At 73.1% G+C, this 23,794-nt stretch carries 27 protein-coding genes; 15 read left to right on the top strand and 12 right to left on the bottom strand.

Annotated elements, in window-relative coordinates; genetic code table 11:
- Window positions 1–17 precede the first annotated feature (17 nt).
- Window positions 18–434 carry a PLD nuclease N-terminal domain-containing protein gene (locus tag AB0B39_RS00845; RefSeq protein ID WP_357573156.1) on the top strand — a complete coding sequence of 139 codons (417 nt, stop codon included), beginning with the start codon at window positions 18–20 and terminating at the stop codon, window positions 432–434.
- Window positions 435–458: 24 nt separating this feature from the next.
- On the opposite strand, the gene AB0B39_RS00850 is transcribed toward AB0B39_RS00845, so the two are convergent.
- The 4 genes from AB0B39_RS00850 to AB0B39_RS00865 form a co-directional block, all read right to left on the bottom strand.
- Window positions 459–1,268, bottom strand: coding sequence for an ABC transporter permease (locus AB0B39_RS00850; RefSeq protein ID WP_357494133.1), 810 nt, complete (start codon window positions 1,266–1,268; stop codon window positions 459–461).
- The gene (locus AB0B39_RS00855; RefSeq protein WP_357494131.1) at window positions 1,265–2,236 is read right to left on the bottom strand and encodes an ATP-binding cassette domain-containing protein; all 972 of its coding nucleotides are present in this window, start codon (window positions 2,234–2,236) and stop codon (window positions 1,265–1,267) included. Before AB0B39_RS00855 ends, AB0B39_RS00850 begins: the two co-directional genes overlap by 4 nt.
- A 171-nt stretch (window positions 2,237–2,407) precedes the next feature.
- Window positions 2,408–4,030, bottom strand: a complete 1,623-nt coding sequence (locus tag AB0B39_RS00860) for an acetolactate synthase (RefSeq protein ID WP_357573157.1) — start codon at window positions 4,028–4,030, stop codon at window positions 2,408–2,410.
- A gap of 82 nt (window positions 4,031–4,112) precedes the next feature.
- Window positions 4,113–4,886: an enoyl-CoA hydratase-related protein gene (locus AB0B39_RS00865; RefSeq protein WP_357573158.1), complete on the bottom strand. Its 774-nt coding sequence runs from the start codon at window positions 4,884–4,886 to the stop codon at window positions 4,113–4,115.
- Window positions 4,887–4,984: 98 nt separating this feature from the next.
- Between AB0B39_RS00865 and AB0B39_RS00870 the strand changes: the two genes are divergently transcribed.
- The 3 genes from AB0B39_RS00870 (at window position 4,985) to AB0B39_RS00880 (ending at window position 6,423) form a co-directional block, all read left to right on the top strand.
- A complete protein-coding gene (locus AB0B39_RS00870; protein WP_234581352.1) occupies window positions 4,985–5,467 on the top strand; it encodes a DUF6232 family protein in 483 nt (160 codons plus the stop codon).
- Between the two features lie 105 nt (window positions 5,468–5,572).
- Window positions 5,573–6,055, top strand: a complete 483-nt coding sequence (locus tag AB0B39_RS00875; RefSeq protein ID WP_357573159.1) for a DUF6232 family protein — start codon at window positions 5,573–5,575, stop codon at window positions 6,053–6,055.
- Window positions 6,052–6,423: a hypothetical protein gene (locus AB0B39_RS00880; RefSeq protein ID WP_357494123.1), complete on the top strand. Its 372-nt coding sequence runs from the start codon at window positions 6,052–6,054 to the stop codon at window positions 6,421–6,423. The genes AB0B39_RS00875 and AB0B39_RS00880 overlap by 4 nt, the downstream gene beginning before the upstream one ends.
- A 35-nt stretch (window positions 6,424–6,458) precedes the next feature.
- Here AB0B39_RS00880 and AB0B39_RS00885 read toward each other — a convergent pair whose 3' ends face one another.
- Complete coding sequence (locus tag AB0B39_RS00885; protein ID WP_357573160.1) at window positions 6,459–7,982, bottom strand: alpha/beta fold hydrolase; 1,524 nt, start codon at window positions 7,980–7,982, stop codon at window positions 6,459–6,461.
- Window positions 7,983–8,060: 78 nt separating this feature from the next.
- Here AB0B39_RS00885 and AB0B39_RS00890 point away from each other — a divergent pair, with 78 nt between their 5' ends.
- On the top strand, window positions 8,061–8,789 hold the full coding sequence (locus AB0B39_RS00890; RefSeq protein ID WP_234581361.1) for a hypothetical protein: 729 nt from the start codon (window positions 8,061–8,063) through the stop codon (window positions 8,787–8,789).
- A gap of 33 nt (window positions 8,790–8,822) precedes the next feature.
- On the opposite strand, the gene AB0B39_RS00895 is transcribed toward AB0B39_RS00890, so the two are convergent.
- The gene (locus AB0B39_RS00895; protein ID WP_357573161.1) at window positions 8,823–9,281 is read right to left on the bottom strand and encodes a rhodanese-like domain-containing protein; all 459 of its coding nucleotides are present in this window, start codon (window positions 9,279–9,281) and stop codon (window positions 8,823–8,825) included.
- A 71-nt stretch (window positions 9,282–9,352) separates the two neighbouring features.
- Between AB0B39_RS00895 and ftrA the strand changes: the two genes are divergently transcribed.
- Window positions 9,353–10,378, top strand: coding sequence for a transcriptional regulator FtrA (gene ftrA, locus AB0B39_RS00900; RefSeq protein ID WP_357573162.1), 1,026 nt, complete (start codon window positions 9,353–9,355; stop codon window positions 10,376–10,378).
- Window positions 10,379–10,418: 40 nt separating this feature from the next.
- On the opposite strand, the gene AB0B39_RS00905 is transcribed toward ftrA, so the two are convergent.
- Window positions 10,419–11,315: a ribokinase gene (locus AB0B39_RS00905; protein WP_357573758.1), complete on the bottom strand. Its 897-nt coding sequence runs from the start codon at window positions 11,313–11,315 to the stop codon at window positions 10,419–10,421.
- 10 nt (window positions 11,316–11,325) lie between these two features.
- The gene (locus AB0B39_RS00910) at window positions 11,326–12,168 is read right to left on the bottom strand and encodes an ABC transporter ATP-binding protein (protein ID WP_234581363.1); all 843 of its coding nucleotides are present in this window, start codon (window positions 12,166–12,168) and stop codon (window positions 11,326–11,328) included.
- Between the two features lie 131 nt (window positions 12,169–12,299).
- Between AB0B39_RS00910 and AB0B39_RS00915 the strand changes: the two genes are divergently transcribed.
- Complete coding sequence (locus AB0B39_RS00915; RefSeq protein WP_357573163.1) at window positions 12,300–13,307, top strand: ATP-binding cassette domain-containing protein; 1,008 nt, start codon at window positions 12,300–12,302, stop codon at window positions 13,305–13,307.
- Complete coding sequence (locus AB0B39_RS00920; protein WP_357494114.1) at window positions 13,304–14,320, top strand: ABC transporter permease subunit; 1,017 nt, start codon at window positions 13,304–13,306, stop codon at window positions 14,318–14,320. The genes AB0B39_RS00915 and AB0B39_RS00920 overlap by 4 nt, the downstream gene beginning before the upstream one ends.
- Before the next feature lie 109 nt (window positions 14,321–14,429).
- Here AB0B39_RS00920 and AB0B39_RS00925 read toward each other — a convergent pair whose 3' ends face one another.
- Complete coding sequence (locus tag AB0B39_RS00925; RefSeq protein ID WP_234581370.1) at window positions 14,430–15,605, bottom strand: ROK family transcriptional regulator; 1,176 nt, start codon at window positions 15,603–15,605, stop codon at window positions 14,430–14,432.
- A gap of 165 nt (window positions 15,606–15,770) precedes the next feature.
- On the opposite strand from AB0B39_RS00925, the gene AB0B39_RS00930 reads away from it, so the two are divergent.
- The 4 genes from AB0B39_RS00930 (at window position 15,771) to AB0B39_RS00945 (ending at window position 19,085) form a co-directional block, all read left to right on the top strand.
- A complete protein-coding gene (locus AB0B39_RS00930; RefSeq protein WP_357573164.1) occupies window positions 15,771–17,225 on the top strand; it encodes a glycoside hydrolase family 3 N-terminal domain-containing protein in 1,455 nt (484 codons plus the stop codon).
- 159 nt (window positions 17,226–17,384) lie between these two features.
- On the top strand, window positions 17,385–17,945 hold the full coding sequence (locus AB0B39_RS00935; RefSeq protein WP_357573165.1) for a hypothetical protein: 561 nt from the start codon (window positions 17,385–17,387) through the stop codon (window positions 17,943–17,945).
- A complete protein-coding gene (locus tag AB0B39_RS00940) occupies window positions 17,942–18,424 on the top strand; it encodes a DCC1-like thiol-disulfide oxidoreductase family protein (RefSeq protein ID WP_357573166.1) in 483 nt (160 codons plus the stop codon). Before AB0B39_RS00935 ends, AB0B39_RS00940 begins: the two co-directional genes overlap by 4 nt.
- Complete coding sequence (locus AB0B39_RS00945; RefSeq protein WP_357573167.1) at window positions 18,390–19,085, top strand: TetR family transcriptional regulator; 696 nt, start codon at window positions 18,390–18,392, stop codon at window positions 19,083–19,085. The genes AB0B39_RS00940 and AB0B39_RS00945 overlap by 35 nt, the downstream gene beginning before the upstream one ends.
- Before the next feature lie 242 nt (window positions 19,086–19,327).
- On the opposite strand, the gene AB0B39_RS00950 is transcribed toward AB0B39_RS00945, so the two are convergent.
- Entirely contained in the window at window positions 19,328–19,990 is a 663-nt protein-coding gene (locus tag AB0B39_RS00950; RefSeq protein ID WP_357494104.1) for a GNAT family N-acetyltransferase, read from the bottom strand.
- A gap of 200 nt (window positions 19,991–20,190) precedes the next feature.
- On the opposite strand from AB0B39_RS00950, the gene AB0B39_RS00955 reads away from it, so the two are divergent.
- Both AB0B39_RS00955 and AB0B39_RS00960 read left to right on the top strand, forming a co-directional pair.
- On the top strand, window positions 20,191–20,379 hold the full coding sequence (locus tag AB0B39_RS00955; protein ID WP_234581379.1) for a DNA repair protein: 189 nt from the start codon (window positions 20,191–20,193) through the stop codon (window positions 20,377–20,379).
- Window positions 20,380–20,531: 152 nt separating this feature from the next.
- Entirely contained in the window at window positions 20,532–21,050 is a 519-nt protein-coding gene (locus AB0B39_RS00960; protein ID WP_357573168.1) for a hypothetical protein, read from the top strand.
- A gap of 10 nt (window positions 21,051–21,060) precedes the next feature.
- On the opposite strand, the gene AB0B39_RS00965 is transcribed toward AB0B39_RS00960, so the two are convergent.
- Window positions 21,061–21,792, bottom strand: coding sequence for a Clp protease N-terminal domain-containing protein (locus AB0B39_RS00965; RefSeq protein ID WP_234581381.1), 732 nt, complete (start codon window positions 21,790–21,792; stop codon window positions 21,061–21,063).
- A 59-nt stretch (window positions 21,793–21,851) separates the two neighbouring features.
- Window positions 21,852–22,856: a glycosyltransferase gene (locus tag AB0B39_RS00970; RefSeq protein WP_357494100.1), complete on the bottom strand. Its 1,005-nt coding sequence runs from the start codon at window positions 22,854–22,856 to the stop codon at window positions 21,852–21,854.
- Between the two features lie 116 nt (window positions 22,857–22,972).
- Between AB0B39_RS00970 and AB0B39_RS00975 the strand changes: the two genes are divergently transcribed.
- The gene (locus AB0B39_RS00975; protein WP_357494288.1) at window positions 22,973–23,788 is read left to right on the top strand and encodes a DUF72 domain-containing protein; all 816 of its coding nucleotides are present in this window, start codon (window positions 22,973–22,975) and stop codon (window positions 23,786–23,788) included.
- The last annotated feature ends 6 nt before the right edge of the window (window positions 23,789–23,794 follow it).

The following is a 23,794-nucleotide window of genomic DNA, read 5'->3' on the forward strand; positions in this document are numbered from 1 at the left end:
TGCGCCATGATGGGTGCATGGCCCGGCTGTACGTTCTCCTCTTCCTGGCGCAGATTGTCCTCGCCGTCTGCGCGCTGATCAGTTGCCTCTCCGCCGAGGAGGGCCAGATCCGCGCCCTTCCCCGGATCGCCTGGGTGCTGATCATCCTGTTCTTCCCCCTGGTCGGGTCGATCGCCTGGTTCATCGCCGGCCGGGAGCCCGGCGCCGCGACCCGCACGGCGTGGCGCTCCGGCAACGGCTCCACCGACCGGCAGCCGCGCCGCCCGCTCGCTCCCGACGACGACCCGGAGTTCCTGCGCTCCGTGCAGGACCGCACCCGCCAGCAGGACCAGGAGCTCTTCCGCCGCTGGGAGGAGGACCTGCGCCGGCGTGAGGACGACCTGCGCCGCCGCGACGGTGAGCCGCCCCGTGAGGGTGACCGGCCGGAGGTGTGAGCACCAGCTCGGCCGGTACGCCCCTCAGACCCGACGCCTGAGGCCGCGTACGGCCAGCGGCGCGAAGATCACCGCGATGCCGGCGCCCCACAGCAGCGTCTGGAGCACCGGCCCGGCCACCGGCCCACCGACCAGCAGGCCCCGCAGCGCGTCGGCCACCACTGTCACCGGGTTGACCTCCACCCAGTTCTGCAACCAGCCGGGCATCCGGTCGGTCGGGACGAAGATGTTGCTGGTGAAGGTCAGCGGGAAGATCACCATGAAGCCGAAGATCTGCACCTTGTCCGGTTCACTCACCAGCACCCCGACGAGCACCGAGATCCAGGACGCGGCCAGCGTGAACGCCAGCAGCAGCGCGAACGCCCCCACCACGCCGAGCACGCCGTTGCCGACCCGGAAGCCGAGGATCGACCCGACGCCGAGCAGCAGCGCGATCGACCACGCCTGCTTGACGGTGTCGGCGAGGATCCGGCCGGCCAGCGGCGCCCACCGGGCGATGGGCAGCGCCCGCAGCCGGTCGAAGACGCCCTTGGTGAGGTCGTTGTTCAGCCCGAACCCCGTCGTCATCGTGGCGAAGAGCGCGTTCTGCACCATGATGCCGGGCAGCATGAAGGTGAGGTACTCGCCGGACGAGCCGGCGATGGCCGTGCCGAAGACGTAGGTGAACAGCAGCACGAACATCACCGGCTGGATGCTGAGGTCGAGCAGCTCCATCGGGTTGTGTTTGATCTGCACGAGGCTGCGCCAGGCCAGCGTGAAGGTGTGCCGCAGCCCGGCGGCGACTCCGAGTCGCCGGGCCGGGGCGAGCGCGGGACTGAGCGTCACGGAGGTCATGCCGGGGTCCTTTCCAGGTCGGTGTCGGCCGGGGCGTCCTCGGCCCGGTGGCCGGTGAGGGAGAGGAAGACCTCGTCCAGGCTCGCGCCGCGCAGCGCCAGCTCGGCGACCGGGATCTCGGCCGCGTCGAGGCGGCTCACCATGACGGGCAGTACGCGCGGGTCGTTCACCGCGACGGTGACCGCGGTCTGTGCGACCTCGGGGGTCACGCCGGCCACCTCGCCGGCGATGGCGACCACGGTGCCCAGGTCGCTGAGGTCGACCGGACGCACGGTGAGGGTCTGCCCGCCGGTCTTCGCCTTCAGCTCCTCCGGCGTCCCCTGGGCGATCACCCGCCCGTGGTCGACCACGGCGATCTCGCCGGCGAGCTGGTCGGCCTCCTCCAGATACTGGGTGGTGAGCAGCACCGTCACCCCGTCCGCGACCAAGGTACGGACGACGTCCCACAGGTCGTTGCGGCTGCGCGGGTCCAGGCCGGTGGTCGGCTCGTCGAGGAACAGCACCTGCGGCCTACCGACCAGGCTGGCGGCGAGGTCCAGTCGCCGCCGCATCCCGCCGGAGAACGTCTTCACGGCCCGGTCGGCGGCGTCGCTCAGCCCGAAGTCGTCGAGCAGTTGCCGGCCCCGCTGCTTGGCGTCGGCCCGGCGCAGGCCGAGCAACCGCCCGATCAGCAGCAGGTTCTCCGCGCCGGTCAGGGTCTCGTCGACCGAGGCGTACTGGCCGGTGAGGCCGATCAGCTGACGCACGCGGTGGGCGTCGCGGACCACGTCGAAGCCGCCCACGGTGGCATGTCCCTCGTCGGCGCGCAGCAGGGTGGCGAGCACCCGTACCGCAGTGGTCTTGCCGGCGCCGTTCGGCCCGAGCAGACCGAAGACCGTCCCGGTCGGGACCGCCAGGTCAACTCCGGCGAGGGCGGTGGTGGCGCCGAAACGCCGCACCAGACCCTCGGCGCGGATCGCGTGGTCCATCGCAACTCCTGTCGTCTGCGGGTGATGACACCACCATGGGCGACAGGGCTGACATCCCGCCGATCCCGCGCTGACGTTACGACGACCGACGCTGACATTCCGCCTATTTAGCTGCGGGAAGACGCCGCGCCGCCGCCGCCCGCGAGGGGCGACGGCGGCGGCGGGTGCGACTCAGGCCAGGTTCGACGACCGGGGGTACGCGTCGGTCGGGTCGGTGAGCACGTTCACCAGGTACGGCACTCCGGCGTCGAACGCCCGCTTGAGGGCCGGGCCCAGGTCGGCGGCCTTGGCGACCGTCTCCCCGGCGCCGCCGAGCGCGCTGACCACCGTGTCGTAGCGCAGCTCGGGCTGGAGGTCGGCGGCGACGTCGTAGCCGTACATGGCCTTCATCGGGTGCTTCTCCAGCCCCCAGATGCCGTTGTTGCCGACGACGATCACCACGGGCAGCTTCTGGCGGACCAGCGACTCGACGTCCATCAGCGAGAAGCCGGCCGCGCCGTCGCCCATCAGCACGCAGATCTGCCGGTCCGGGTGGCTGACCCGGGCGCCCATCGCGTAGCCCATGCCGGTGCCCAGGCAGCCGTACGGGCCCGGGTCCAGCCAGGTGCCGGGCTGCGACGGCTCCAGGTACCGACCGGCGTACGAGACGAAGTCGCCGCCGTCACCGATGGTGATCGCGTCCGGGGCGAGCGCCCGGCGCAGCTCGCCGTAGATGCGGGCCGGCCGGATCGGGTCGGTCTCGGCGGCCATCTCGGCGGCGTCCCGGGCCTTCGCCGCGTCCTCGGCAACCCGCAGGTCGGCGATCCAGTCGGTGTGGTCGGCCCGGTCACCGGCGTGGTCGGCCAGCGCGGAGAGGATCAGGCGCAGGTCGCCGGCCGGGGCCACGGCCGGCTGCACGTGCGTGGCGCGCTGACTGGGAGCGTCGACGATGTGCACCACCTTGGCGTCGCCGAAGTCCCCGAAGCTGAGCCGGAAGTCCAGCGGCGTGCCGACCACCACGACGACGTCGGCGCCGGAGAGCGCGGCGCGGCGGGCCTTGGCGAAGGCGAGGGGGTGCTCCGGGGGCAGGGAGCCGCGGCCCATGCCGTTGGTGAAGACCGGCACCTGCAACGCCTCGGCGGCCTCGCGCAGGGCCGCCACCGCGTCGCCCGCGTACACGTCCGAACCGGCGATGATGACCGGCCGCTGCGCACCGGCGATCAGCGTCGCGGCCCGGCTGACCTCGTCCGGGTCCGGCTCGACGGCGTCGACGCCGGACGGCGCGGGCAGGTCGGCGTCGGCGACCGAGAAGACCGTCTCCAGCGGGAAGTCGAGGAAGACCGGGCCGCGGTGCGGGGTGAGCGCGGCGGTCAGGGCGGCGCCCACCGCGCGCGGGATGTCGTCGGTGCTGAACACCGTCTCGGCGTGCTTGGTGACCGGGGCGACCAGCGGCAGGTGGTCCATCTCCTGGAGGCTGCCCGATCCCCAGCGGAACGCGGGTGCCCGGCCACCGAGCACCAGCACCGGGGAGGCGTTGAAGAAGGCGCTGGTCATGCCCGAGATGCCGTTGGTGACTCCCGGCCCGGCGGTGAGCACGGCGAGGCCGGGACGGCGCTGGAGCTTGGCCACCGCCTCGGCGGCGAAGACCGCGGACTGCTCGTGCCGGACGTCGTAGATCGGGAAGTCGGCCTTGTGCGCGGCGTCGTACAGCGGGAAGACGTGCCCGCCGGACAGCGTGAACATCTCCCGTACGCCGTGGGCGCGTAGTGCCGCGAGGGCCAGCTCTCCGCCGTGACCCTCGATCCGCTCCGTCATTCGCCGCTCCCCTTCGTTCCTCATGACCGAGGCCCCACGCTACTGGCCGGTAGGAACAATGTGAACCGTTCTCGGCTAATCGTCAGCGGCCGGTGAAGTCCGGCTTGCGCTTCTCGACGAACGCCGCCATGCCCTCGCGCCGGTCGTCGGTCGCGAACAGCGCCGCGAAGAGCTGACTCTCCCAGGCCAGGCCGGAGTTCAGGTCCATGTCCAGGCCGCCGTCGACAGCCAGCTTCGCCGCGCGCAGCGCCTGCACCGGCCCATTGAGGTACGGCGTGACGAGCGCGACCGCCGCGTCGTACACCTCGGCAGCCGGGGCGACCCGGTCGGCCAGGCCGATCCGCAGCGCCTCCTGCGCGTCCACCATCCGCCCGGACATGATCAGGTCCTTCGCGCGCGCCGGCCCGACCAGGCGGGCCAGCCGCTGGGTGCCGCCCGCACCGGGGATGATGCCGAGCCTGATCTCCGGCTGGCCGAGCTTGGCGTCCTCGGCCACGACCCGCCAGTCGCAGGCCAGCGCCAGCTCGCAGCCCCCGCCGAGGGCGTAGCCGGTGATCGCGGCGACCACCGGCTTGGGGATGCGGGCGATCGCGCCGAGCGCGCTGGACAGGGCAGTCGCCCGGTCGGCCATGTCCACGTAGGACATGTCGGCCATCTGCTTGATGTCCGCCCCGGCGGCGAAGACCTTCTCCCCGCCGTACACGATGACGGCGCGGACCTCGGGGTCGGCGGTGGCCGCCGTGGCGGCGGCGCGCAACTCCTCCTGCACCTGGGTGTTGAGCGCGTTCATCGGCGGCCGCTCCAGCCGGATGGTGCCGATGCCGTCAGTGGTCTCCAGCCGAACGAACTCGCCCACGCTGCCCTCACTTCCTCGTCGAAGTCGCGTGCCAACCTTACGACCCGGCTCGTTGGGGTAAGTAGTGTGGTGTCAGCCCCTCGGGCGGGAGTCCAGCCATGATCACGTATTACGACGACAGGTCGGTGCAGGTCACCTCCACCGCCGTCCAGGTCGACGGCCGCAGCTACTCGCTGGCCGAGATCACCATGGTCTGGCACCGCCGGGGCAGCCGCTCCTGGCGGGTGCTGGTCGGGCGAGGCGCGCTCGGCGCCGCGCTGGCCGGCCCACTTGTCGCGGCCGTGCTCGGCATCGGCCTGGCCGTCTGGCTGCACCGCTCCCCCACCGTGACCATCGCCATCGTCGGCGCCTCGGTGCTGGTCGGGCTGGCCGTCGGCCCGGTCGCCGACTTCCTCTTCGAACACCTGGACCGCTCGTACGCCAGGGGCAGCCGGCAGATGGAGATCTGGGCCCGCTGGCGCGGGCAGCCGGTGCGGTTGCTGCACACCGGCGACGCCCTGCGCTTCGGCCAGATCTACCGGGCGGTGCAGCGCGCGATGGAGCACACCCAGCCCGCCGCCCGGCCCACCGCGCGCCGCTAGCCCTCTCGCCGTTCGCCGATCTGGGGCAGTTCCGTCGACCGCTGACGGAACTGTCGCGGCCGCCGCCGAGGCGCGCGAGTTGCCTGCCGGTGGTTAGGCTTAGTGATGACCCTCTATTACCGGGACGACGCGGTGCAGGTGACCTCCGAGTCGATCCGGGCCGGCGGTCAGGTGATCGCCCTGCCCGACGTGACGTTCGTCTGGCACGAACGAGGGCAGAAGACCCTCGCCGTACGCGGCCGGGTGCTGGGTCGCGGTGTGCTGGTCCTGCTGCTGTCGCTGCCGCCCCTCGTCGCGCTGCTCTGCGTGGTCTCGCTGGCCTGGTCGGCACAGGATCGGGGCAACTGGCAACTGGCGCTGATCATCCTGGCCGCCTGCGCGGTGGGGGCGCTGGCGCTGGCCCCGTTCCTGGAGATTCCCCTCGGCTGGCTGGACCGCTCGTACGAGCGCGGCAGCCACGTGCACGAGCTGTGGGTGCAGCACCACGGTCAGGAGCACATGCTGCTGCGCACGCCGGACGCGCTACGGTTCGGGCAGATCTACCGGGCCGTGCAGCGCGCCGTCGAACAGCAGGGGGACCATCGATGACCACCCGACGTGGCGAGGCCGTCGCGCTCGCCGGGCTGCTCGCCACGGCCGGCGTCACCCACCTGCTGCGCCCCGGTTTCTACGACCCGATCGTGCCGCGCGCGCTGCCCGGGCCGGCCCGGCTCTGGACGTACGCCAGCGGGGTCGCCGAGCTGGCGGTGGCGGCGGCGGTGGCGCACCCCGCGACCCGGCAAGCCGGCGGTCGGGCCGCCGCCGCGCTGTTCGTCGCCGTGCTGCCGGCCAACGTGAAGATGGCTGTGGACTGGCGGCACCGGCGGCCGTCGAAACGGGCCGTCGCCTACGGCCGGGTGCCGATGCAGGTCCCACTGATCTGGTGGGCGCTGCGGGTCGCCCGCGCCGGCCGCTAGACCCCCGGCCGGGCCTCAACTCGACGGCGGAGCCGTCAGCTCAGGGGCAGGGTGGTGGCGATCGGCCAGCCCAGCAGGGCGGCGCCCACGAGCGCCGGCAGCCAGCGCGGGGTCGCGTACCGGCGCAGCACCGCCGCCCACAGCACGTGCCAGCCGAGCAGCACGGCGAACAACGGCACCACCAGCAGCACGAACCCGGGTGCCAGGCCGACCACCGCCGACGTGCTCAGCACGAGCACGGTGACCGCGACGACAAGCAGACGACGCCAGGTCCGGCCGGCCGCGACCTGCTCGACGCCCAGCAGGAACAGCAGGCACGCGCCCAGCACCACCGGGAGCAGCCACCAGCGGGCGCCGACGGGCAGCGCCGAGGTCAGCCCGAGGTGGATCGGCAGACCCACGGCGAGAACGGCGTACGCCGTCAGCGCCAGCGCGGCGACTGTGGTCCGTGCCGGCGTACGACGAGCGGTCTCGTCCACGGCCACGCCGGGCGCTCGCGTCGCGGCGGGCAGCCAGCGTTGGCCGCCGCTCACCAGCAACCCGCTGACCAGCAGGAAGCCCGTGACGTATCCGCCGACCGCGAGCGGGAGACGGTTGGTCGGCAGGACGGCGGCGGCCGACGCCGCGAGACCGCTCGCGAGGACGGCCAGCCCGAGCAGGACGAGACCACGCAGCGGTTTCCCGCCGCCGACCGACGCCGCTCCTGCGCCGGCCCGCCGGCCCAGGAGCAGGGCAGCCAACGGGACGACGCCGATGGCGAACGCGAACACCAGCAGCGCCGCCCCGGCGAGCCGGACCAGCGGTCGGGGCGGCGCGCTCCCGTCGACGCTGGGCAGCCAGTCGGCGATCTCCTCGTGGGTGCGGGGCGCGAAGAGCACCGAGATGTGCTCCACCCCGGGCACCACCACCGCTGGCCGCCGGCCGACCGCCGCCCCGCGCCGCACCGCGTCGTCGGCCGCGCGCCGGAACGCGGGAAACTCCGCGCCGCCGACGATGAGCAACAACTCCGCCGGGCGACCCGGCGGCAGTTCGCCGGAGCCGGGCAGTGAGATCGCCACGGTCCGGGCGATCTCCGGATGCGCGGCCGCGTACCGGGTCACCGCGCCCGCGCCCATCGAGTGACCCACCAGCACGATCTGGGCCGGGTCCACGTCCGGCTGGGCGCGCAGATGTGCGACCGCGGCGTCCAGGTCGGCGGCGAGCGTCGCGGGTGACATGTCGGGGCCGAGTCGGGCCGCGTTGGCGCCGTGCCCGGCGAAGTCGAACAGCAGGGCTACCGCTCCTCGGCGGGCCACGGTGTCGGCGATCGGGCGCATCAGCCGCCCCGAACCGGCGAACCCGTGCGCGATCACCACGCCGGGCCGCCGCGCGTCCGGTGTCGGCGGGCCGGCGCGTACCTCGGTCATCGGCACGCCGTCGACGGTGACCTGCCGCACGGAGAGGCCGGCGTCCGCGCGGACCAGCACCGCCGTGCCGAGCGCGGCGGCCACCGCCGCGAGCACGGCGAGCAGGACGGCCGCGCGGGTGCTCGGAGGGTGGTGCGGCGAGGCGGCCGACATGCCGGCACCCTACCGCCGCGGACCGCACCGGTGATCGCCCGCGAGCGGTTGTGGCGGGGCCGACGCACACTTGTTCCCATGGCGATTCCCCTCCCCACACCAGGCGCCGTGGTCGGCCTGACCCGCTCCGCCCTCGATCAGGCGCTCGGCTCGGCGGCCTCGTTCGCCGCCGTGCCCGCCCGCGCGTTCGCGGTGCTCGACGGGGTGGAAGCGCTGCTGGCCAGGATCAACGGCGTGGTGGACCGGATCGAGACGACCCTGGACCGGACCGACGCGGTGCTCACCGACGCCGAGGCGGCGGTCCGCGAGGTGGCGGTGATCAGCGCCGCCGCGACCACCGCCATCGACACCGCCAGCGAGGTGGCGACGGCCGCCGCCGTGGTGGTCACCGAGGCCGAGAAGGTCGCGCACCTCGCCGGCACTGTGGTCACCGAGGCCGAGGCGGTGGCCGGCAGCGCCGCGGTCACCGTGGGCACCGCCGCGCAGGCGGCGACCACGGCGGCGGAGCTGCTGGCGGCGTACGAGCCGGCGCTGCGGCGGGCCGCGCCGATGACCGGTCGGTTCGTCGAGGAGCTGAGCCACGAGGAGATCACCGCGGCGATCCACCTGATCGACGAGTTGCCCAAGCTCAAGGAGCACCTGACCGCCGACATCCTGCCGATCCTGGCGACGCTGGACCGGGTCGGGCCCGACCTGCACGACCTGTTGGACGTCACCCGTGATCTCAAGCTCGCCGTGGCGGGCATCCCCGGTCTCGGCATGCTGCGGCGACGCGGCGAGAAGCTCAGCGACGAGCCTGCCGGCTGAGACCCACGCGCCGGCCGCTGGTCGGTGGCCGGGTCAGCAGTCGCAGGTGATCGTCCCCCTTGGTGCGGTCAGCTCGTCGACGGGACGTCGGGTCAGCCCGGTCTCCGTCTCCACCGGCAGTCCCTCCCGTACCCAGTACTCGAACCCACCGAGCATCTCCTTGACCGGAACACCGAGCCGGGCGAACTCCAGCGCCGCCCGGGTCGCGCCGTTGCAGCCCGGCCCCCAGCAGTAGGTGACCACCGCCGTGCCGGCGGGGATCAGGTCGGGCGCCCGGGCGGCGATCTCGGCGGTGGGCAGGTGCACCGCTCCCGGCAGGTGCCCCTGCGCCCAGCCGGCCACGCCCCGGGAGTCGACCACCACCAGCCCGGGGGTACGGGCCGCCAGGTCGGCGTGCACGTCACTCACATCGGTCTGGAAGCTGAGTCGGGCGGAAAAGTGGGCGACTGCGACGTCCGGAGCGGCCGGCGGGACAGCGAGAGCAAAGGTCATGACACTGATCGTGGCCGCACCGGGCGGCCGGAACGAGTGGCGGGAACGACGTCCTGCGCTAACATCCCGCCATGCCGAACAGTGCGGTGGAGACGCGCCCGCGCCCGCTGCCAACGCCGCGACGGCCGGCCGCTCACCGCGTCGCCGTGCTCGCGTACCCGGGGATGTCGGTGTTCGAGACCGGCATCGTCACCGAGGTGTTCGGGCTGCCGCGCCCCGAGTTCGACGTCGACTGGTACGACCTGGTGATCTGCGCCGAGAAGCCCGGGCCGGTCCCGGTCGTCGGCGGAGTCAGCCTGCACACCCCGTACGGCCTGGCGGAGCTGGCGGCGGCGCGGACGGTGATCGTGCCCGGCGTGCCGGACGTGACAGCCGACCCGTCGCCCGCCCTGGTGGCGGCGCTGCGAACGGCACACGCACGCGGCGCCCGGATCATGTCGATCTGCTCGGGCGCGTTCGCGCTGGCCGGCGCCGGCCTGCTGGACGGGCGGCGGGCCACCACCCACTGGCGGTACGCGGAGCTGCTGGCACGGCGGTACCCGCGCGTCGAGGTGGACCCGGACGTGCTCTACCTCGATGACGGCGACCTGCTCACCAGCGCCGGCAGCGCCGCCGGCCTCGATCTCAGCGTGCACGTGGTGCGGCGTGACCACGGGGCGGCGATCGCCAACGCGGTCGCCCGCCGGTTGGTGATCCCTCCGCACCGCGACGGCGGACAGGCCCAGTTCGTCGAGGCGCCGGTGACCGCCGACCCGGACGACGACCGGATCGCCGCCAGCATCGACTGGGCGCTCGCGCACCTCACCGAGCCGTTGAGCGTCGCCCGGCTCGCCGCGCGGGCACACATGTCACCGCGCACCTATCTGCGGCACTTCACCCGAGCCACCGGGACCAGTCCGATCCGGTGGCTCATCGACCAGCGGGTCCGGGCCAGTCTGGCGCTGCTGGAGGAGACCGAAGCCCCGATCGAGCAGATCGCCGGGTTGGTGGGCTTCGACACCCCGGTCACCTTCCGCCACCACTTCGGACGGATCATGCTGACGTCACCGTCGGCGTACCGGCGGGCCTTCCGCACGGGCGCCGGCCGGCCGGCGTGACGTGGTCGGGCGCCCCGACGTCACGGTGCCCGACGACGGGTCAGCCGGGCGCGTACAGCGCGTCGATCTCGGCACGGTGCGGCAGGGCCACCGAGGCGCCGAGCTTGCGTACGCAGGCCGCGCCGGCCGCCGCCGCCCAGCGCACGGCGTCGACGACGTCCCGCCCCTCGCCCCAGCCGACCGCCAGCGCGGCAGTGAACGCGTCACCGGCCGCCGTGGAGTCGACCACGTCGACTCCGACGGCGGGCACGTGCACCTCGGCGCCGTCCCGATCGACGTACCAGGCACCCGCGTCGCCGAGGGTGAGCACGGCGCGGGGCACCAGGTCAAGCAGCGCGCGGGGCTCCTCCCGGCCGCGACCGGTGAACGCCTGCGCCTCGCCCTCGTTGACGACCAGCAGGTCCACCGCCTGAAGCAGCTCCGGTGGGAGGTCCCGGGCCGGTGCGGCGTTGAGGATCACCCGGGTGCCGGCGGCCTGGGCGGCCAGCGCGGCGGCGGTCACCGTCTGCACCGGGATCTCCAGCTGGGCGACCAGGACGTCCGCCCCGCGCACCGTCGCCAGTTCCTCGTCGGTGAGGCCGACCAGCGCGTCGTTCGCGCCGGGGGTTACCAGGATGGCGTTCTCCCCCTGCGCGTTGACCATCACGAGCGCCACACCGGAGGCGCCGTAGACCACCCGAAGGTGGCCGGTGTCCACGCCGGCCGCCGTGATCCGGGCCCGGAGCGTCACGCCGAACGCGTCGGAGCCGATCGCGCCGAGGAAGGCGCAGGAGGCGCCGGCCCGGACCGCGGCGATGGCCTGGTTGGCGCCCTTGCCACCGGGCACCATCACGAAGTCGGTGCCGAGCATGGTCTCGCCCGGCCGGGGCAGCGACGGCGCCATCGCGACCAGGTCCATGTTGGCGCTGCCGACCACCACCACCCGGGTCTGCGACACGGTCACCCGCTCAGGCGGCGCGCGCGGTGTAGCGGTCGCCGGACCGCTCGACCACCAGCGGCAGACCGAAGGTCTTGGAAAGATTGTCGCCGGTCACCGTCTCGGCGAGCAGACCCTGGGCGACGACGGCGCCCTCGCGCAGCAGCAGCGCGTGGGTGAACCCGGGCGGGATCTCCTCCACGTGGTGGGTGACGAGCACCATGGCGGGGGCGTCCGGGTCGTACGCCAGCTCGGCCAGCCGGGTGACCAGGTCCTCGCGGCCACCCAGGTCGAGCCCGGCGGTGGGCTCGTCGAGCAGCAGCAGCTCCGGGTCGGTCATCAGTGCCCGGGCGATCTGGACGCGCTTGCGTTCGCCCTCGGAGAGCGTGCCGTAGCGGCGCTCGGCGAGGTTGCCGACACCGAGCTGGCTGAGCAACGCCCGCGCCCGCGCCTCGTCACCGCGGTCGTAGCTCTCCCGCCAGCGGCCGACCACCGACCAGGCGGCGGTCACCACCACGTCGCTGACCTGCTCGTCGGCGGGGACCCGCTCGGCGAGCGCGGCGGTGGAGAGCCCGATGCGGGTACGCAGCTCGTTGACGTCGGTGCGGCCGATCCGCTCACCGAGCACGTGCGCGACGCCGGTGGTGGGGTGCAGCCGGCCGGCGGCCAGGTTGAGCAGGGTGGTCTTGCCCGCGCCGTTGGGGCCGAGCACCACCCAGCGCTCGTCCAGCTCGACCCGCCAGGTCAGGTCCTGCAGCAGGGCGGTGCCGGAGCGGCGTACGCCGACGCTGTCGAGGCTGACCACCAGATCCGGGTCCACGGGAGCGGCGGCAGGCGCGGCGCCGGCAGCGCCGGGGATCAGGTCACCAGTCACCCGACCATCCAACCACGCAGCGTCGGGGCGCCCCCCATGGGCGGCGCCCCCGCCATAGGGTGAGGCACCGTGTCGTTGATCACCACAGCCGGAGGACGACAGATGCCCGATCGACGTGTGGAGCCGCGCGGATGAGCGCGGTCATCGAGATCGAGGGTCTACGCAAGACCTTCCGCAGCGTGCGCCACGGCCCACGGGTGGCGGTCGACGGGTTCGACCTGCTGGTCGAGGCCGGGCAGATCCACGGCTTTCTGGGGCCCAACGGCTCCGGCAAGACGACCACGCTGCGCGCCCTGCTCGGGCTGGTCCGGGCCGACGGCGGGCGGATGACGGTGTTGGGCGAGCCGTCGCCGGAGCTGCTGCCCCGGGTGGCCGGCCGGGTCGGCGCGATCGTGGAGAGTCCGCAGTTCTTCGGCAACTTCACCGGGCGCCGCACACTACGGCTGCTGGCGCGCGCCGGTGGGGTGTCGATCTCCCGGGTGGACGAGGCGCTGGAGCTGGTGGGTCTGCGCGACCGCGGCGACGAGCGGGTGAAGGGTTACTCGCTGGGCATGAAGCAGCGCCTCGCGGTGGCGTCCGCGCTGCTGAAGGATCCGCGGCTGCTCATCCTGGACGAGCCGGCGAACGGTCTCGACCCGGCCGGCATCCGCGAGATGCGCGACCTGATGCGGTCGCTCGCGGCGGCCGGGGTGACCGTGCTGGTGTCCAGCCACATCCTGGGCGAGATCCAACTGATCTGCGACCACGTCACGATCATCTCGCGCGGGCGGCGGGTGGCGGCCGGCCGGGTGGACGAGGTGCTGGCGGGTCACGACCGGCACGAGTTCCTGGTCCGGGTTGCCGAGCCGGTCCGCGCCGCCGAACTGCTGGGTGCGGCGGAGCTGACGGCTGCCGCCGAGGGTGACGCGCTGGTGGTGAGCGGGGCGACCGATCCGACGGTCATCAGCCGGGTGCTGGGCGAGCAGGGGCTGTGGGTGAGCGAGCTGACGCCGATCCGGCCCGATCTGGAGAGCGTCTTTCTGGAGCTGACCGGCGGCGGCGAGCATCCGTCGGTCCCGCGCCAGGTCGACGACTGGGCGCGGCCGTCCGGCGCCGACGACGCCGTGATCGATCTCGACGTACGGGGAGTGGACGCGTGAACCTGGTCCGGGCCGAGTTGGAGCGGCTGTCCGCGCGCCGCTTCGTGCAGCTCATGGTCGTCCTGCTGGCGCTGGCGTTCGCCGTCACGGCGGCGACCACACTGGCGGGCTCGCACAAGCCAACCTCCGCCGAGCTCAGCTCTGCGCGGGCGCAGGCCGCCGAGACGCTGCAGCGCATGGAGGACACTCACCAAGCGTGCCTGGCCCGGCAGAACGGCACGCTTCCGCCCGGCTACACCGACGAGTACCTCCCGGCCGACTGCTCGGAGGTGGACCCCATCCGGCAGGACCGGTTGCCGATCGCGGCCGACTATCTGCCCGGGGTGTTCAGCTTCGAACAGCAGGCCCGCCCGCTGCTCTACTTCCTCATCGCTTTCCTGGTGCTGTTCGGGTTCCTGGTCGGCGCCTCGTACATCGGGGCCGATCTGAACTCTGGCGGTGTGGTGAACCTGCTGCTGTGGCGACCGCGCCGGCTGACGGTGCTCGGCGCGAAGCTGGGCACCCTACTCGGCACGGTGTTGGCGCTGGCGGTGGCGGCCTCTCTGGTCTACCTGGCGACCTTCTGGGTGATCGGGCAGACCGCCGGGCTGGCCGGCCAGTTGAGCGGCGACTTCTGGCGTTCGCTGGGCGCGATCCACGGACGCGGCCTGGTGCTGGTGCTGCTGGCCACGGCCCTGGGCTTCGCCATCGCGACGCTGGGCCGGCACACCTCCGCGGCGCTCGGCGTGGCCGCCGCGTACGCCGTGGTGTGGGAGCTGGGCGCCCGGCTGGTGCTGGAGATCGTCGACGCCCGGCGGCCGGACCGGTGGATGCTCTCCAGCCACATCGTGGCGTGGCTCAACGGCGAGGTGCGTTTCTGGGACAATCAGCTCTGCACAAGCAGCTCCGGCACCGGCTCCTGCTCGGGCTTCTACAGCCTGACCTGGGGCCCGTCGCTGGTGGTGCTGCTCGTGATCACCGGTGGCTTGACCATGGCGGCGTTCGCCACCTTCCGTCGCCGCGACCTGATCTGAGGTCCACCCGGGCCGCCCGCCGTGGGCGGCTTGGCAGCCTGGCCCGGCAACGGGTTGCAGCGTCGCTGCCACCGGTGAAATATTCCTTCACATGACCGCCCCAGCGGGCTCAGCCGACGGTGGAGCCGAACACCTCGTCGCGGACGGCGTCCAGGGCGGTGCGCAGCGCGCCGCGCAGGATCGGCTCCTCGGTGAGGCCGGTGGGCACCACCCGCGGCCGGACCAGGGTGATCGCCGCGACCTCCCGTTGCACCCGGTCGGCGAGTGCCGTCCCGCCGGCCTGGCCGACCTCACCGGCCAGCACGACCAACGGCGGGTCGAGCACCACACAGGTGCTTGCCACGCCGAGCGCGAGCCGACGGGCCAGCTCGTCGAGCATCGGGCCGCCCGCGGCGCCACCGGCGACGGCCGCGCGGACGGCCTCGGCGGCGTCGCTGGCCGGGTAGCCGTGCTCGCGGGCCACCGCGCGTACCGAGTCGCCGCCGATCACCTGCTGGAAGGCCGGCTTGGCACGCCGCGAGACGTCGCGCGGGATCGGCGCTCCGGGCACCGGCAGGTAGCCGATCTCACCGGCCGCGCCGCTGCTGCCGTGGTGCAGGCGGCCACCCAGCATGATCGCCAGGCCGACGCCGGCACCCACCCAGACGAGGACGAAGTCGGCCACGCCCTGCGCGGCGCCGGACTGCGCCTCGGCCACCGCGGCCAGGTTGACGTCGTTCTCGAAGACCACAGGCGTGTGCAGGTCGTCGCGCAGCGCGGCGAGCAGGCCGCTGTGCCAGCGCGGCAGGTTGAACGCGAAGGTGATGTCGCCGGTGTGCGGGTCGACCAGGCCCGGCGTGCCGAGCACGATCCGGCGGACGCTGCTGAGCTGAGCCTGGGCGCTGCTGGCGGCCTGCACCACTGCGTTGTGCACCACGCCCACCGGATCGTCGGTGTCCCGTGTCGACTGCTCCACGCGGCCGATGACGGCACCGGTGATGTCGGCGCAGGCGGCCACCACGCGGTCCGGCCCGACGTCCACGCCGACGACGTGGGCGCTGTTCGGACGCACCGCGTAGAGCTGGGCGTTCGGCCCCCGCCCGCCGGCCTGCTCGCCGACCCGGCTGACCAGGCCGCGCTCCTCCAGCCGCTCGACGAGTTGCGAGGCGGTGACCTTGGACAGCCCGGTCAGCTCACCGAGCCGGGCCCGGGTGAGCGGCCCACGCTCCAGCAGCAGTTCCAACGCCGCGCGGTCGTTGAGCGCCCGCAACAGGCGGGGGGTGCCGGGCAGCCGGGTCGCACTCATGCCACGTCCTCTAGTTTTAGTAAACTTTGCTAACTGTAAACCGACCTGCGAACGGGTAGCCGTAGCGTAACGGCCACCCGGAGGCAGAGCGCTCGGCCGACCCGGCAGGGCGACGACCACCGCGGGTACGACGCTCGTGCCCGAAGGACCGAAGGGGGAGATCACGTGGGGCTCGATCCAGGACTGCGTCGGCTCGCGCTGGGCACGTTGCTCGCCGCGTACCCGGGACCGGTCCCGCCGGACTGGGCGGTCGACCTCGTGGCCGACGGGCTGGCCGGGCACACGCTGTTCGGCACGAACGTGCACGACCCCGCGCAGGTGGCGGCGGGCACCGCGGCGCTGCGCGCCGGCCGGGCCGACGTGCTGATCGCCATCGACGAGGAGGGTGGCGACGTGACGCGGCTGGCGCACGCCACCGGCAGCCCGTACCCGGGCAACGCCGCGCTCGGCGCGGTCGACGACGTGGAGCTGACCCGACGGGTCTACCGGTCGATCGGCGCCGAACTGGCCGCGCTCGGCATCACCGTCAACCTCGCACCAACCGTCGACGTGAACACCGCCGACGACAACCCCGTGATCGGCACCCGCTCCTTCGGCGCCGACCCCGTCCGGGTGGCCGCCCACTCGGCCGCCGCCGTGAGCGGCCTGCAGTCCGCAGGCGTCGCGGCCTGCGCCAAGCACTTCCCCGGCCACGGCGCCACCATCGCCGACTCCCACCACGAGCTGCCCACCGTGGACGTACCGCTGGAGGTGCTCCGCCAGCGGGACCTGCCGCCGTTCGCCGCGGTCGTCGCGGCCGGGGCGCGTGCCGTGATGACCGCGCACATCCGGGTGCCGGCGCTGACCGGAGACGACCCGGCCACCTTCAGCCGGGCCGTCCTGGTCGACCTGCTGCGGACCGAGTACGGCTTCACCGGCACGGTGATCACCGACGCGCTGGAGATGAAGGGGGCCGCGGTGGCCGCCGGGGGCGTCGGACCGGCCGCGGTCCGGGCCCTGTCGGCCGGCGCCGACCTGCTCTGCATCGGCGCGAAGGTCGACGCCGCGCTTGTCGAGCGGGTGGCCGCCGAGATCGCCGAGGCGACCGCCGACGGTCGGCTGCCGATCGCCCGGGTCGAGGAGGCGGCCGGCCGCGCCGCCGCGCTCGCCGCCTGGACCCGGGCCGCCGGCGCGTCACCGACCGCCGCCGACCCCGATCTGGGGTACGCGGTGGCACGCCGGGCGGTGCGGGTGCACGGGGCGCTCACCGGCCTGGACGAGCCGCTGGTGGTGCAGTTGCACACCGAGTCCACCATCGCCGAGGGACGGGTGCCGTGGGGCCTCGGCCCGCACCTCGACGGCACTCGGGAGATCCGGGTGATCGCCAGCGAGACCGACCCGGCCACGCTGCGCGGGCTGGCCGGCGAGCGTCCGATCGTGCTTGTCGGACGACACCTGCACCGGCTGCCCGGCGGCCCGGAACTGATCGCCGACCTGGCGGCCCAGCACCCGGTGACCGTGGTGGAGATGGGCTGGCCGGCACAGTGGCGCCCAGCGGGCGTACGCGCCTTCGTCACCACCTACGGCGCGAGCCACGCCAACGGCCGCGCGGCGGCCGAGGCCCTGGGTCTGGCGCACTGAGTCTCGACGCCGTCCGGTCGGGCTCCAGGGCTCGACCGGGCGGCTCTCAGCGCTGCGCCACAGTGTCCACAGTCACCTGTCGCCTCTTCTTGAACATGTTCAATGCCCGATCTAGGCTGAAGTCGTCGGTAGTTGAACACGTTCAAGGAAGGCGTCCACATGGACATCAAGGTCTGGATGTACGTGATCTACCTGGCGGTCAGCGTCGGCCTGACCATCTGGGTGGCTCGAGCGCTGTCCCGCAACGGGCAGGTCTTCCTGGAGGAGGTGTTCGCCGACGAACGACTCGCCCGAGCGGTCAACAGCCTCCTGGTGGTCGGCTTCTACCTGCTCAACCTCGGCTACGTCACGGTGGCCATGAAGCACCCCGACCCGGTGCTCACCACCAGTCAGGCCATGGAGGAGCTGTCCCTCAAGATCGGCCTGGTGCTGCTGGTGCTCGGCGCGCTGCACTTCTTCAACGTCTTCGCACTGGGCCGCTACCGCCGCAGCCGTCTCCGCCAGCTCGCCACGCACCCGCCCATCGCACCGATCGGCCGGCTCCCCATGCCACCCGCACCGCACAGCGCACACCCGAGCGGGCCCTACCCGGTCGGCGCACAGCCGGTCGGGCCCTACCCGACGGGACCCCAACCGTTGGGACCACAGCCGGGCGCCGCACAGCCCCGCGCGGCACAGCCCGGCGCCGACGGGCCGGGGACCAACCCCGCGACCCGATGACCGCCGCACCGGTCGGCGGGCCCTCGGATCCCACCGCGCTCGGGGGCGGTGGGGTCCGGGGGTTCACCGTCCTGTTCGACGCGAACTGCCCGATCTGCCGGGCCGCCCGCCGGTGGCTCGCGTCCCGCGCCCAACTCGTACCCCTGGAGTTCGTGCCGGCCGGCTCGACCGAGGCCCGGCGGCGCTTCCCCGGCCTGGACCACGACGCGACCCTGCGTGACCTGACCGTCGTGGCCGACACCGGCGAGGTGTACGCGGGCGACGGCGCCTGGTTCGCCCGCCTCTGGGCGTTGGCCGACCACCGGTCGGCGGCCGAACGGCTGTCCCGGCCGCATCTGCTGCCGCTGGCCCGGCAGGTGGTGGCGACCGCCTCCGCGATCCGGGAACGGGTCCGCGATCCGTGGGCCGAGCCGACCGACGAGCCGGCGGGATACCGTGACCCCGATGACCGAGCAACAGACGCCGACGACTGCGGGTGAACCTGCGACCGCCCGGGGCGAGCAGACCCGGCAGCTGATCCGGGACACCGCGATGCGGCTGTTCCGCGAGCGCGGCTACGCCCAGACCACGATGCGGGCGATCGCGCAGGAGGCCGGCGTCGCGGTGGGCAACGCCTACTACTACTTCGGCTCGAAGGACCACCTGATCCAGGAGTTCTACGCCCAGTCCCAGGTCGAGCACCGGGCGAAGGCCCAACCGGTGCTCGACCGGGAGGTGACGTTCGGCGACCGGCTGGCCGGGGTGCTGCACGCCGGCATCGACGTGTTGACCCCGTCGCACGCGTTCGCGGCGACCTTCTTCAAGACCGCGGCCGAGCCGACCTCTCCGCTCAGCCCCTTCTCGGCCGAGTCGTCCGGCCCCCGGCAGGCGGCGATCGAGCTGTTCGCCGAAGTGCTGACCGGCTCGACCGCCAAGGTCGACGCGGAGCTGCGCCCCGCGCTGCCCGAGCTGCTCTGGCTGGCGTACATGGGCGTCGTCCTCTACTGGGTGCACGACCGGTCGCCCGGTCAGGTCAAGACCCGGCAGTTGATCGACGGTGTGGTGCCGCTGATCGACCGGCTGGTCGCGTTGTCGCGGCTGCGGGTGCTCCGCCCGGTGACCCGACAGGTGCTCGACCTCATCCGCACGCTGCGTCACTGACCGGTTCACACCCAACGCGCGGCTCCGCCGCAGGTCAAGTCCGTTATTCGACACTCCGACCCGACAGCTCGCACCTTGCACCGGGCACATTCGATACGTAGCGTGATCGACATCGGATCGACCCGTCCACCGACGCGGCCGATCGCCCGAGAACCGGGGCCTGGGGGCAGGTTGCGGACCGTGGATCCGGCCCGGGATCCACGGTCCGCGCACTGGGACCGGCGCCCGGCGACCGCCCCGCCTCAGCGCGGATAGACCCCGTACGCCCGCCAACCCCGGTCCGGGAAGCCCGCCGCCTCGGCCACCCGGGCGGAGGCGTGATTGTCCTTCTCGTGCAGGTACGTCGGCACCGCCCCCTCGTCCAGGACCCGCCGCGCCGCCTGCGCCACCAGCCGACGGGCGAGGCCCCGGCCCCGGGCCGCAGGCGCGGTGCCGATGGCCAGTTCGTGCCCGTACGCGTCGTGGCGTTTTATCCCGGCTCCGGCGAGATAGGCGCCGTCCGCGTCGCGGACCACGAGCACCTGCCGGTCGAAAAGCCGCAGCCAGGGCGGCAGGCCGGGGGCTGTCGACTCGGTCCACTCCCCCACGTCGGGCAGCGGCGCGGGAGACAGACTCCACCGGAACGGACCGTCGTGCACGCAGAAGGCGGGCAGGCCGACGGCTTCCGGCAGTGCCGCGAGCATGCGCTCCGGAGCGCGCTCGACCAACGCCCGGATCGCCGCCACCCGGTCCGGCGCGACGGAGAGCACCGCGCTCCGACCGGTGTCGACGGCGAGGGCCGGTCGCAGCCGCCCGTCCCAGGCCGGCCTGAGGCGACGATGCGAGGCGACCACGTGCAGCCCCGGGCCGGCCGGCCACTGGCCGAGCCACGAGGCCAGGTGCAGCTGGAGCCGCCGGTCGAGCATGCCTACCTCCCGTCGCCGGACACGTCGTGGATCACCGTACGCGCAGCGGCCCGCGCGGGCGGGCCTTCCCGTCGGGACCGGGTGACCGGGCCCGTGAATGCGTCGGACACGGTGCTGCCCGAGATGCGGGAACCGGGTGGCGAGATCGACCGTCATAGGTATTTCCATACATGGACACCTTTGTTTGGGACGGTATGGTCATGCCGATTCAGCCGAACGACCGCTTCCACCAGGACCCCACGCGACTCTGGCGGGCAGCGGAGGTCGCCGGACCCCTTCCGGCCCAACCGCGCTACCGGGTGACCCGCACGACGGGCACCCTGTCCTGGGCCAAGCTGAACAGACTGCCGGCCGGCAGCTCCAGCCGGCACGGCCTCAACACGCGCTGACCCGCCGCAACGGCCCGGCCAGCACCGAAGGCGGCCTCTGACGCTGGTTGGGGACGACACACCGCAGGAGGACCAGCGCCGGCATTCGCACACCTGTCGGGTAATTTCTTCCAGGTCCGGCACCCCGGCCTACGACAGGAGAAGCTCCGCGCATGGGCAAGAAGACGATCCACGTCTCCGACTTCACCGGCACCGTTCTGCAGCAGGACGACGAGGTGGTTCGTGTCGTCGTCCTGGAGCACCCGGACCTGGTCGCCGGGCCCGTGCAGCTCGACGCCACCCCGGGCGAGGTGGAGAGCATCGACGACGCCGCGCTGGACGTGGCGGTGGTGGAGATCCACGACCGGCACGGCGGCGGCGAGCCACGACGGGTGGTCCTGACCGCCAGCGAGTTCGACGCGATGGCCACCGACGTCCCGATGGCGCAGTTGCTGAAAACTGCCGAGCGGGTCCGCCCGCCCAAGGCCCGCAAGAGCGCCGAAAAGATCGACTACGGCACGCTGGAGCACGCCGGCAAGCCGCACCGGGGCCGGGTCACCGAGGAGGAGGCCCGACTGGTCCGCGAGCAGCTCGACGAGGTCAACAAGCGGCTCGCCGACGCGGGCGTACGCCAGATCGACCCGACCGATCCGGAGCACGCCCTGCGCTACGGCTTCCCCGAGGTGTCCTGATCCCGGGTACTCACTTCTTTCCGACGGCGGCGGCGAGGGCGGCGGACAGGTCGCCCTCGACCGCCGCCTTGTCCAGGCCGAGGTTGGTGAGCACGCCAGCGCCGTCCTCCTGCTCCAGCAGGGCGAGCAGGATGTGCTCGGTGCCGATGTAGTTGTGCCCGAGGCGCAGCGCCTCCCGGAAGGTCAGCTCCAACGCCTTCTTGCCGCGCGCGTCGTACGGGATGAGCTCCGGAACCTGCTCCGCGCGCGGTGGGAGGACGGCACCGACCGCCTCCCGCACCGCCTCGGGGGTGGCGCCCCGACCGGCCATCACCCTGGCGGCAAGGCCCTCCGGCTCGGCTAGCAGGCCCAGCACCAGGTGCTCGGGGCCGATCTCGGCGTTACCGCTGGCACGGGCCTCCTCCTGCGAGGCCACCACCACGTTGCGGGCCCGGGGGGTGAACCTGGCGAAGCCGGCGTTGGGGTCGAGCGCCGCGGCCTCGGTGGAGCCCTTCGCCACGAAGCGCTTCTGCGCGGCCTGCTTGCTGACCCCCATGCTGCGGCCGATGTCGGTCCACGAGGCGCCCGAGCGCCGGGCCTGATCGACGAAGTGCCCGATCAGGTGGTCGGCGACCTCGCCGAGGTGGTCGGCGGCGATCACCGCGTCGGTGAGCTGGTCGAGCGCGTCGGTGTGCGCCTTCTTGATCGCCTGGATCAGGTCGTCGAGCTTGACTTGGTCGTTCATCTGGAAAGGTTCGGTCATGCGTCAACCATAGGTTGACGATCTCCCGTCGTCAACCACGAGTTGACGCACTTTCCTGCTCACTCGACGAACTCCGGAAGGCGCTGGGCGACGGACGCCGGTGCGGGCATCCGCGCGATCTCCTCGGCGACGTCACGGACCGCCGCACGCTGCGCGGCGTGCGGCGCGAGCAGACGCCGGGTCTGCTCGGCGACCGCCTCCGCATCCACCTCACCCGGTAGGAGCCGCAGGGCGACACCGGCGGCGCTGAGCGCCTCGGCATCGGCGAACTGGGTGGCGCCCTGCGGAATGAGCACCTGCGGCACGCCTGCCGCGAGCGCGCCGAGGGTGGTGCCACTGCCGCCGTGGTGCACCACCACGTCCACGAGCGGCAGCAGCTCCGCCTGCGGCACCCAGCGGTGCACGGTGACCCGGTCGGGGATGTCGCCAAGCTCTTCCGGGGGCACGCGACCCGCGGCGACCACCACCTGCGCATCCAGCGTCGCCAGACCGGCGATGGCCGTCCGGAGCAGCTCCGGCGTGCCGAACGCGGTGCCGAGGGACAGGTAGATCAGAGGCCGGTTTGTCCGGTGTCGCACCGCCGGGGGCAGCGGGGCCGGCGTCGAGAAGGCGACCGGCCGCAGCTCGATCCGACGCTCGGTGGCGAGGAACGTCTCGTCCTGCAGGGAGGGCGGCCAGATGTCGAGATGCGGGCGGCCGGCGACCTCGGCGTTCGCGGTGGGCAGTTCGAGGCCGATGCCGTGGGGAAACAGACGACCGAACCCGTGCCACAGGCCCGGGATGCCGGCCCGATGGGCGGCGACGGCGGCTCCCGGCATACCCCACTCGTGCACCACCAGGTCGGGTCGAAGACGCGCCAGCTCCGGTTCCAGATCCTCGGCGTACGCCTCGTAGAAGACGTCGCCGGGGCGGAACGGCCGTAGGCCGTTCGCGGCGAGCGGCGCGTGCACCGCCTCGCCAACGGCGAAGTGAACGTCATGACCGGCCTCGCGGGCGGCGATGGCCAACGGGATCAACGGGTAGGTGTGACCGACGGACGCAAGACTGGCGAACAGCACGCGCATGGCGCCGCACGCTACCCGCCGCACCGTCGGCCCGGCCCGTCGCGCCGGCCCGTATACGGTGAGCCCGGCTGCACAGCGAAGGAGGGGCGGTCATGCGTCTGCACGTGGGATGCGCGATGTGGACCCACCGGTCGTGGCCGGGTCACTCGCTGCCGTCCGGAGAGCGCCTGCGGCACTACGCGAGCTGGTGCGACGCCGTCGAGGGAAACACGACGTTCTACGCGACGCCGGCTCGGGACACCGTGACGTCCTGGGCGGCGCAGACCGATCCCCGCTTCCGGTTCGTCCTCAAACTCCCCAAGGTCGTCACGCACGAACGCCGGCTCACCGACGTCGGCGACCCGCTGCGCGCCTTTCTGGACGCGATCGAGCCCCTCGGTCCCCGCGCCCACGCGCTCTGGATCCAGCTGCCGGGGTCGTTCTCACCCGCCGACGTGCCCGCCCTCGACCGGTTCCTCGGCCAGCTCCCGGGCTCCCACCGGTACGCCGTGGAGGTTCGCCACCCGGCGTTCTTCACCGACCCGCACGCGATCCGGCGGCTCGAGGAGACCCTCACCGCCGCCTCGGCCGAATGGATCCCCTTCGACACCACCGCGTTCTTCGCCAGTCCGCCGACCAGCGACGCGGAACGCGACGCCTGGACCAAGAAGCCACGGGTGCCGCTGCGGTCGGTCGCGCTGACCGACCGCCCGATCGTCCGTTACCTGGGCCGCGACGACAGCGCCCGGACGGTGCAGGGATGGCAGCGCTGGGTCGAGGTCGCCGCCGACTGGCTGCGCGAGGGTCGCTTCCCCACCGTGTTCATCCACACGCCGGACAACGCCGACGCGCCGGCACTCGCCCGCCGCTTCCACGACGAGGTACGGGCGCGCGTGCCGGGGCTCGACGCACTGCCCGAACCGATACCTGTCGAACCACTCACCCTCTTCTGACGCGTA

Source organism: Micromonospora sp. NPDC049114 (assembly GCF_040648635.1).
In the GTDB taxonomy this organism is placed as follows: Bacteria; Actinomycetota; Actinomycetes; order Mycobacteriales; family Micromonosporaceae; genus Micromonospora.

What these genes read in the sequence shown, in the direction of transcription:
- AB0B39_RS00845 (WP_357573156.1), top strand. Translation starts at nt 18, where the DNA reads ATGGCCCGGCTGTACGTTCTCCTCTTCCTGGCGCAGATTGTCCTCGCC.
- AB0B39_RS00850 (WP_357494133.1), bottom strand. Translation starts at nt 1,268, where the DNA reads ATGACCTCCGTGACGCTCAGTCCCGCGCTCGCCCCGGCCCGGCGACTC.
- AB0B39_RS00855 (WP_357494131.1), bottom strand. Translation starts at nt 2,236, where the DNA reads ATGGACCACGCGATCCGCGCCGAGGGTCTGGTGCGGCGTTTCGGCGCC.
- AB0B39_RS00860 (WP_357573157.1), bottom strand. Translation starts at nt 4,030, where the DNA reads ATGACGGAGCGGATCGAGGGTCACGGCGGAGAGCTGGCCCTCGCGGCA.
- AB0B39_RS00870 (WP_234581352.1), top strand. Translation starts at nt 4,985, where the DNA reads ATGATCACGTATTACGACGACAGGTCGGTGCAGGTCACCTCCACCGCC.
- AB0B39_RS00875 (WP_357573159.1), top strand. Translation starts at nt 5,573, where the DNA reads ATGACCCTCTATTACCGGGACGACGCGGTGCAGGTGACCTCCGAGTCG.
- AB0B39_RS00880 (WP_357494123.1), top strand. Translation starts at nt 6,052, where the DNA reads ATGACCACCCGACGTGGCGAGGCCGTCGCGCTCGCCGGGCTGCTCGCC.
- AB0B39_RS00885 (WP_357573160.1), bottom strand. Translation starts at nt 7,982, where the DNA reads ATGTCGGCCGCCTCGCCGCACCACCCTCCGAGCACCCGCGCGGCCGTC.
- AB0B39_RS00890 (WP_234581361.1), top strand. Translation starts at nt 8,061, where the DNA reads ATGGCGATTCCCCTCCCCACACCAGGCGCCGTGGTCGGCCTGACCCGC.
- AB0B39_RS00895 (WP_357573161.1), bottom strand. Translation starts at nt 9,281, where the DNA reads ATGACCTTTGCTCTCGCTGTCCCGCCGGCCGCTCCGGACGTCGCAGTC.
- ftrA (WP_357573162.1), top strand. Translation starts at nt 9,353, where the DNA reads ATGCCGAACAGTGCGGTGGAGACGCGCCCGCGCCCGCTGCCAACGCCG.
- AB0B39_RS00915 (WP_357573163.1), top strand. Translation starts at nt 12,300, where the DNA reads ATGAGCGCGGTCATCGAGATCGAGGGTCTACGCAAGACCTTCCGCAGC.
- AB0B39_RS00925 (WP_234581370.1), bottom strand. Translation starts at nt 15,605, where the DNA reads ATGAGTGCGACCCGGCTGCCCGGCACCCCCCGCCTGTTGCGGGCGCTC.
- AB0B39_RS00935 (WP_357573165.1), top strand. Translation starts at nt 17,385, where the DNA reads ATGGACATCAAGGTCTGGATGTACGTGATCTACCTGGCGGTCAGCGTC.
- AB0B39_RS00940 (WP_357573166.1), top strand. Translation starts at nt 17,942, where the DNA reads ATGACCGCCGCACCGGTCGGCGGGCCCTCGGATCCCACCGCGCTCGGG.
- AB0B39_RS00945 (WP_357573167.1), top strand. Translation starts at nt 18,390, where the DNA reads ATGACCGAGCAACAGACGCCGACGACTGCGGGTGAACCTGCGACCGCC.
- AB0B39_RS00950 (WP_357494104.1), bottom strand. Translation starts at nt 19,990, where the DNA reads ATGCTCGACCGGCGGCTCCAGCTGCACCTGGCCTCGTGGCTCGGCCAG.
- AB0B39_RS00955 (WP_234581379.1), top strand. Translation starts at nt 20,191, where the DNA reads ATGCCGATTCAGCCGAACGACCGCTTCCACCAGGACCCCACGCGACTC.
- AB0B39_RS00960 (WP_357573168.1), top strand. Translation starts at nt 20,532, where the DNA reads ATGGGCAAGAAGACGATCCACGTCTCCGACTTCACCGGCACCGTTCTG.
- AB0B39_RS00965 (WP_234581381.1), bottom strand. Translation starts at nt 21,792, where the DNA reads ATGACCGAACCTTTCCAGATGAACGACCAAGTCAAGCTCGACGACCTG.
- AB0B39_RS00970 (WP_357494100.1), bottom strand. Translation starts at nt 22,856, where the DNA reads ATGCGCGTGCTGTTCGCCAGTCTTGCGTCCGTCGGTCACACCTACCCG.
- AB0B39_RS00975 (WP_357494288.1), top strand. Translation starts at nt 22,973, where the DNA reads ATGTGGACCCACCGGTCGTGGCCGGGTCACTCGCTGCCGTCCGGAGAG.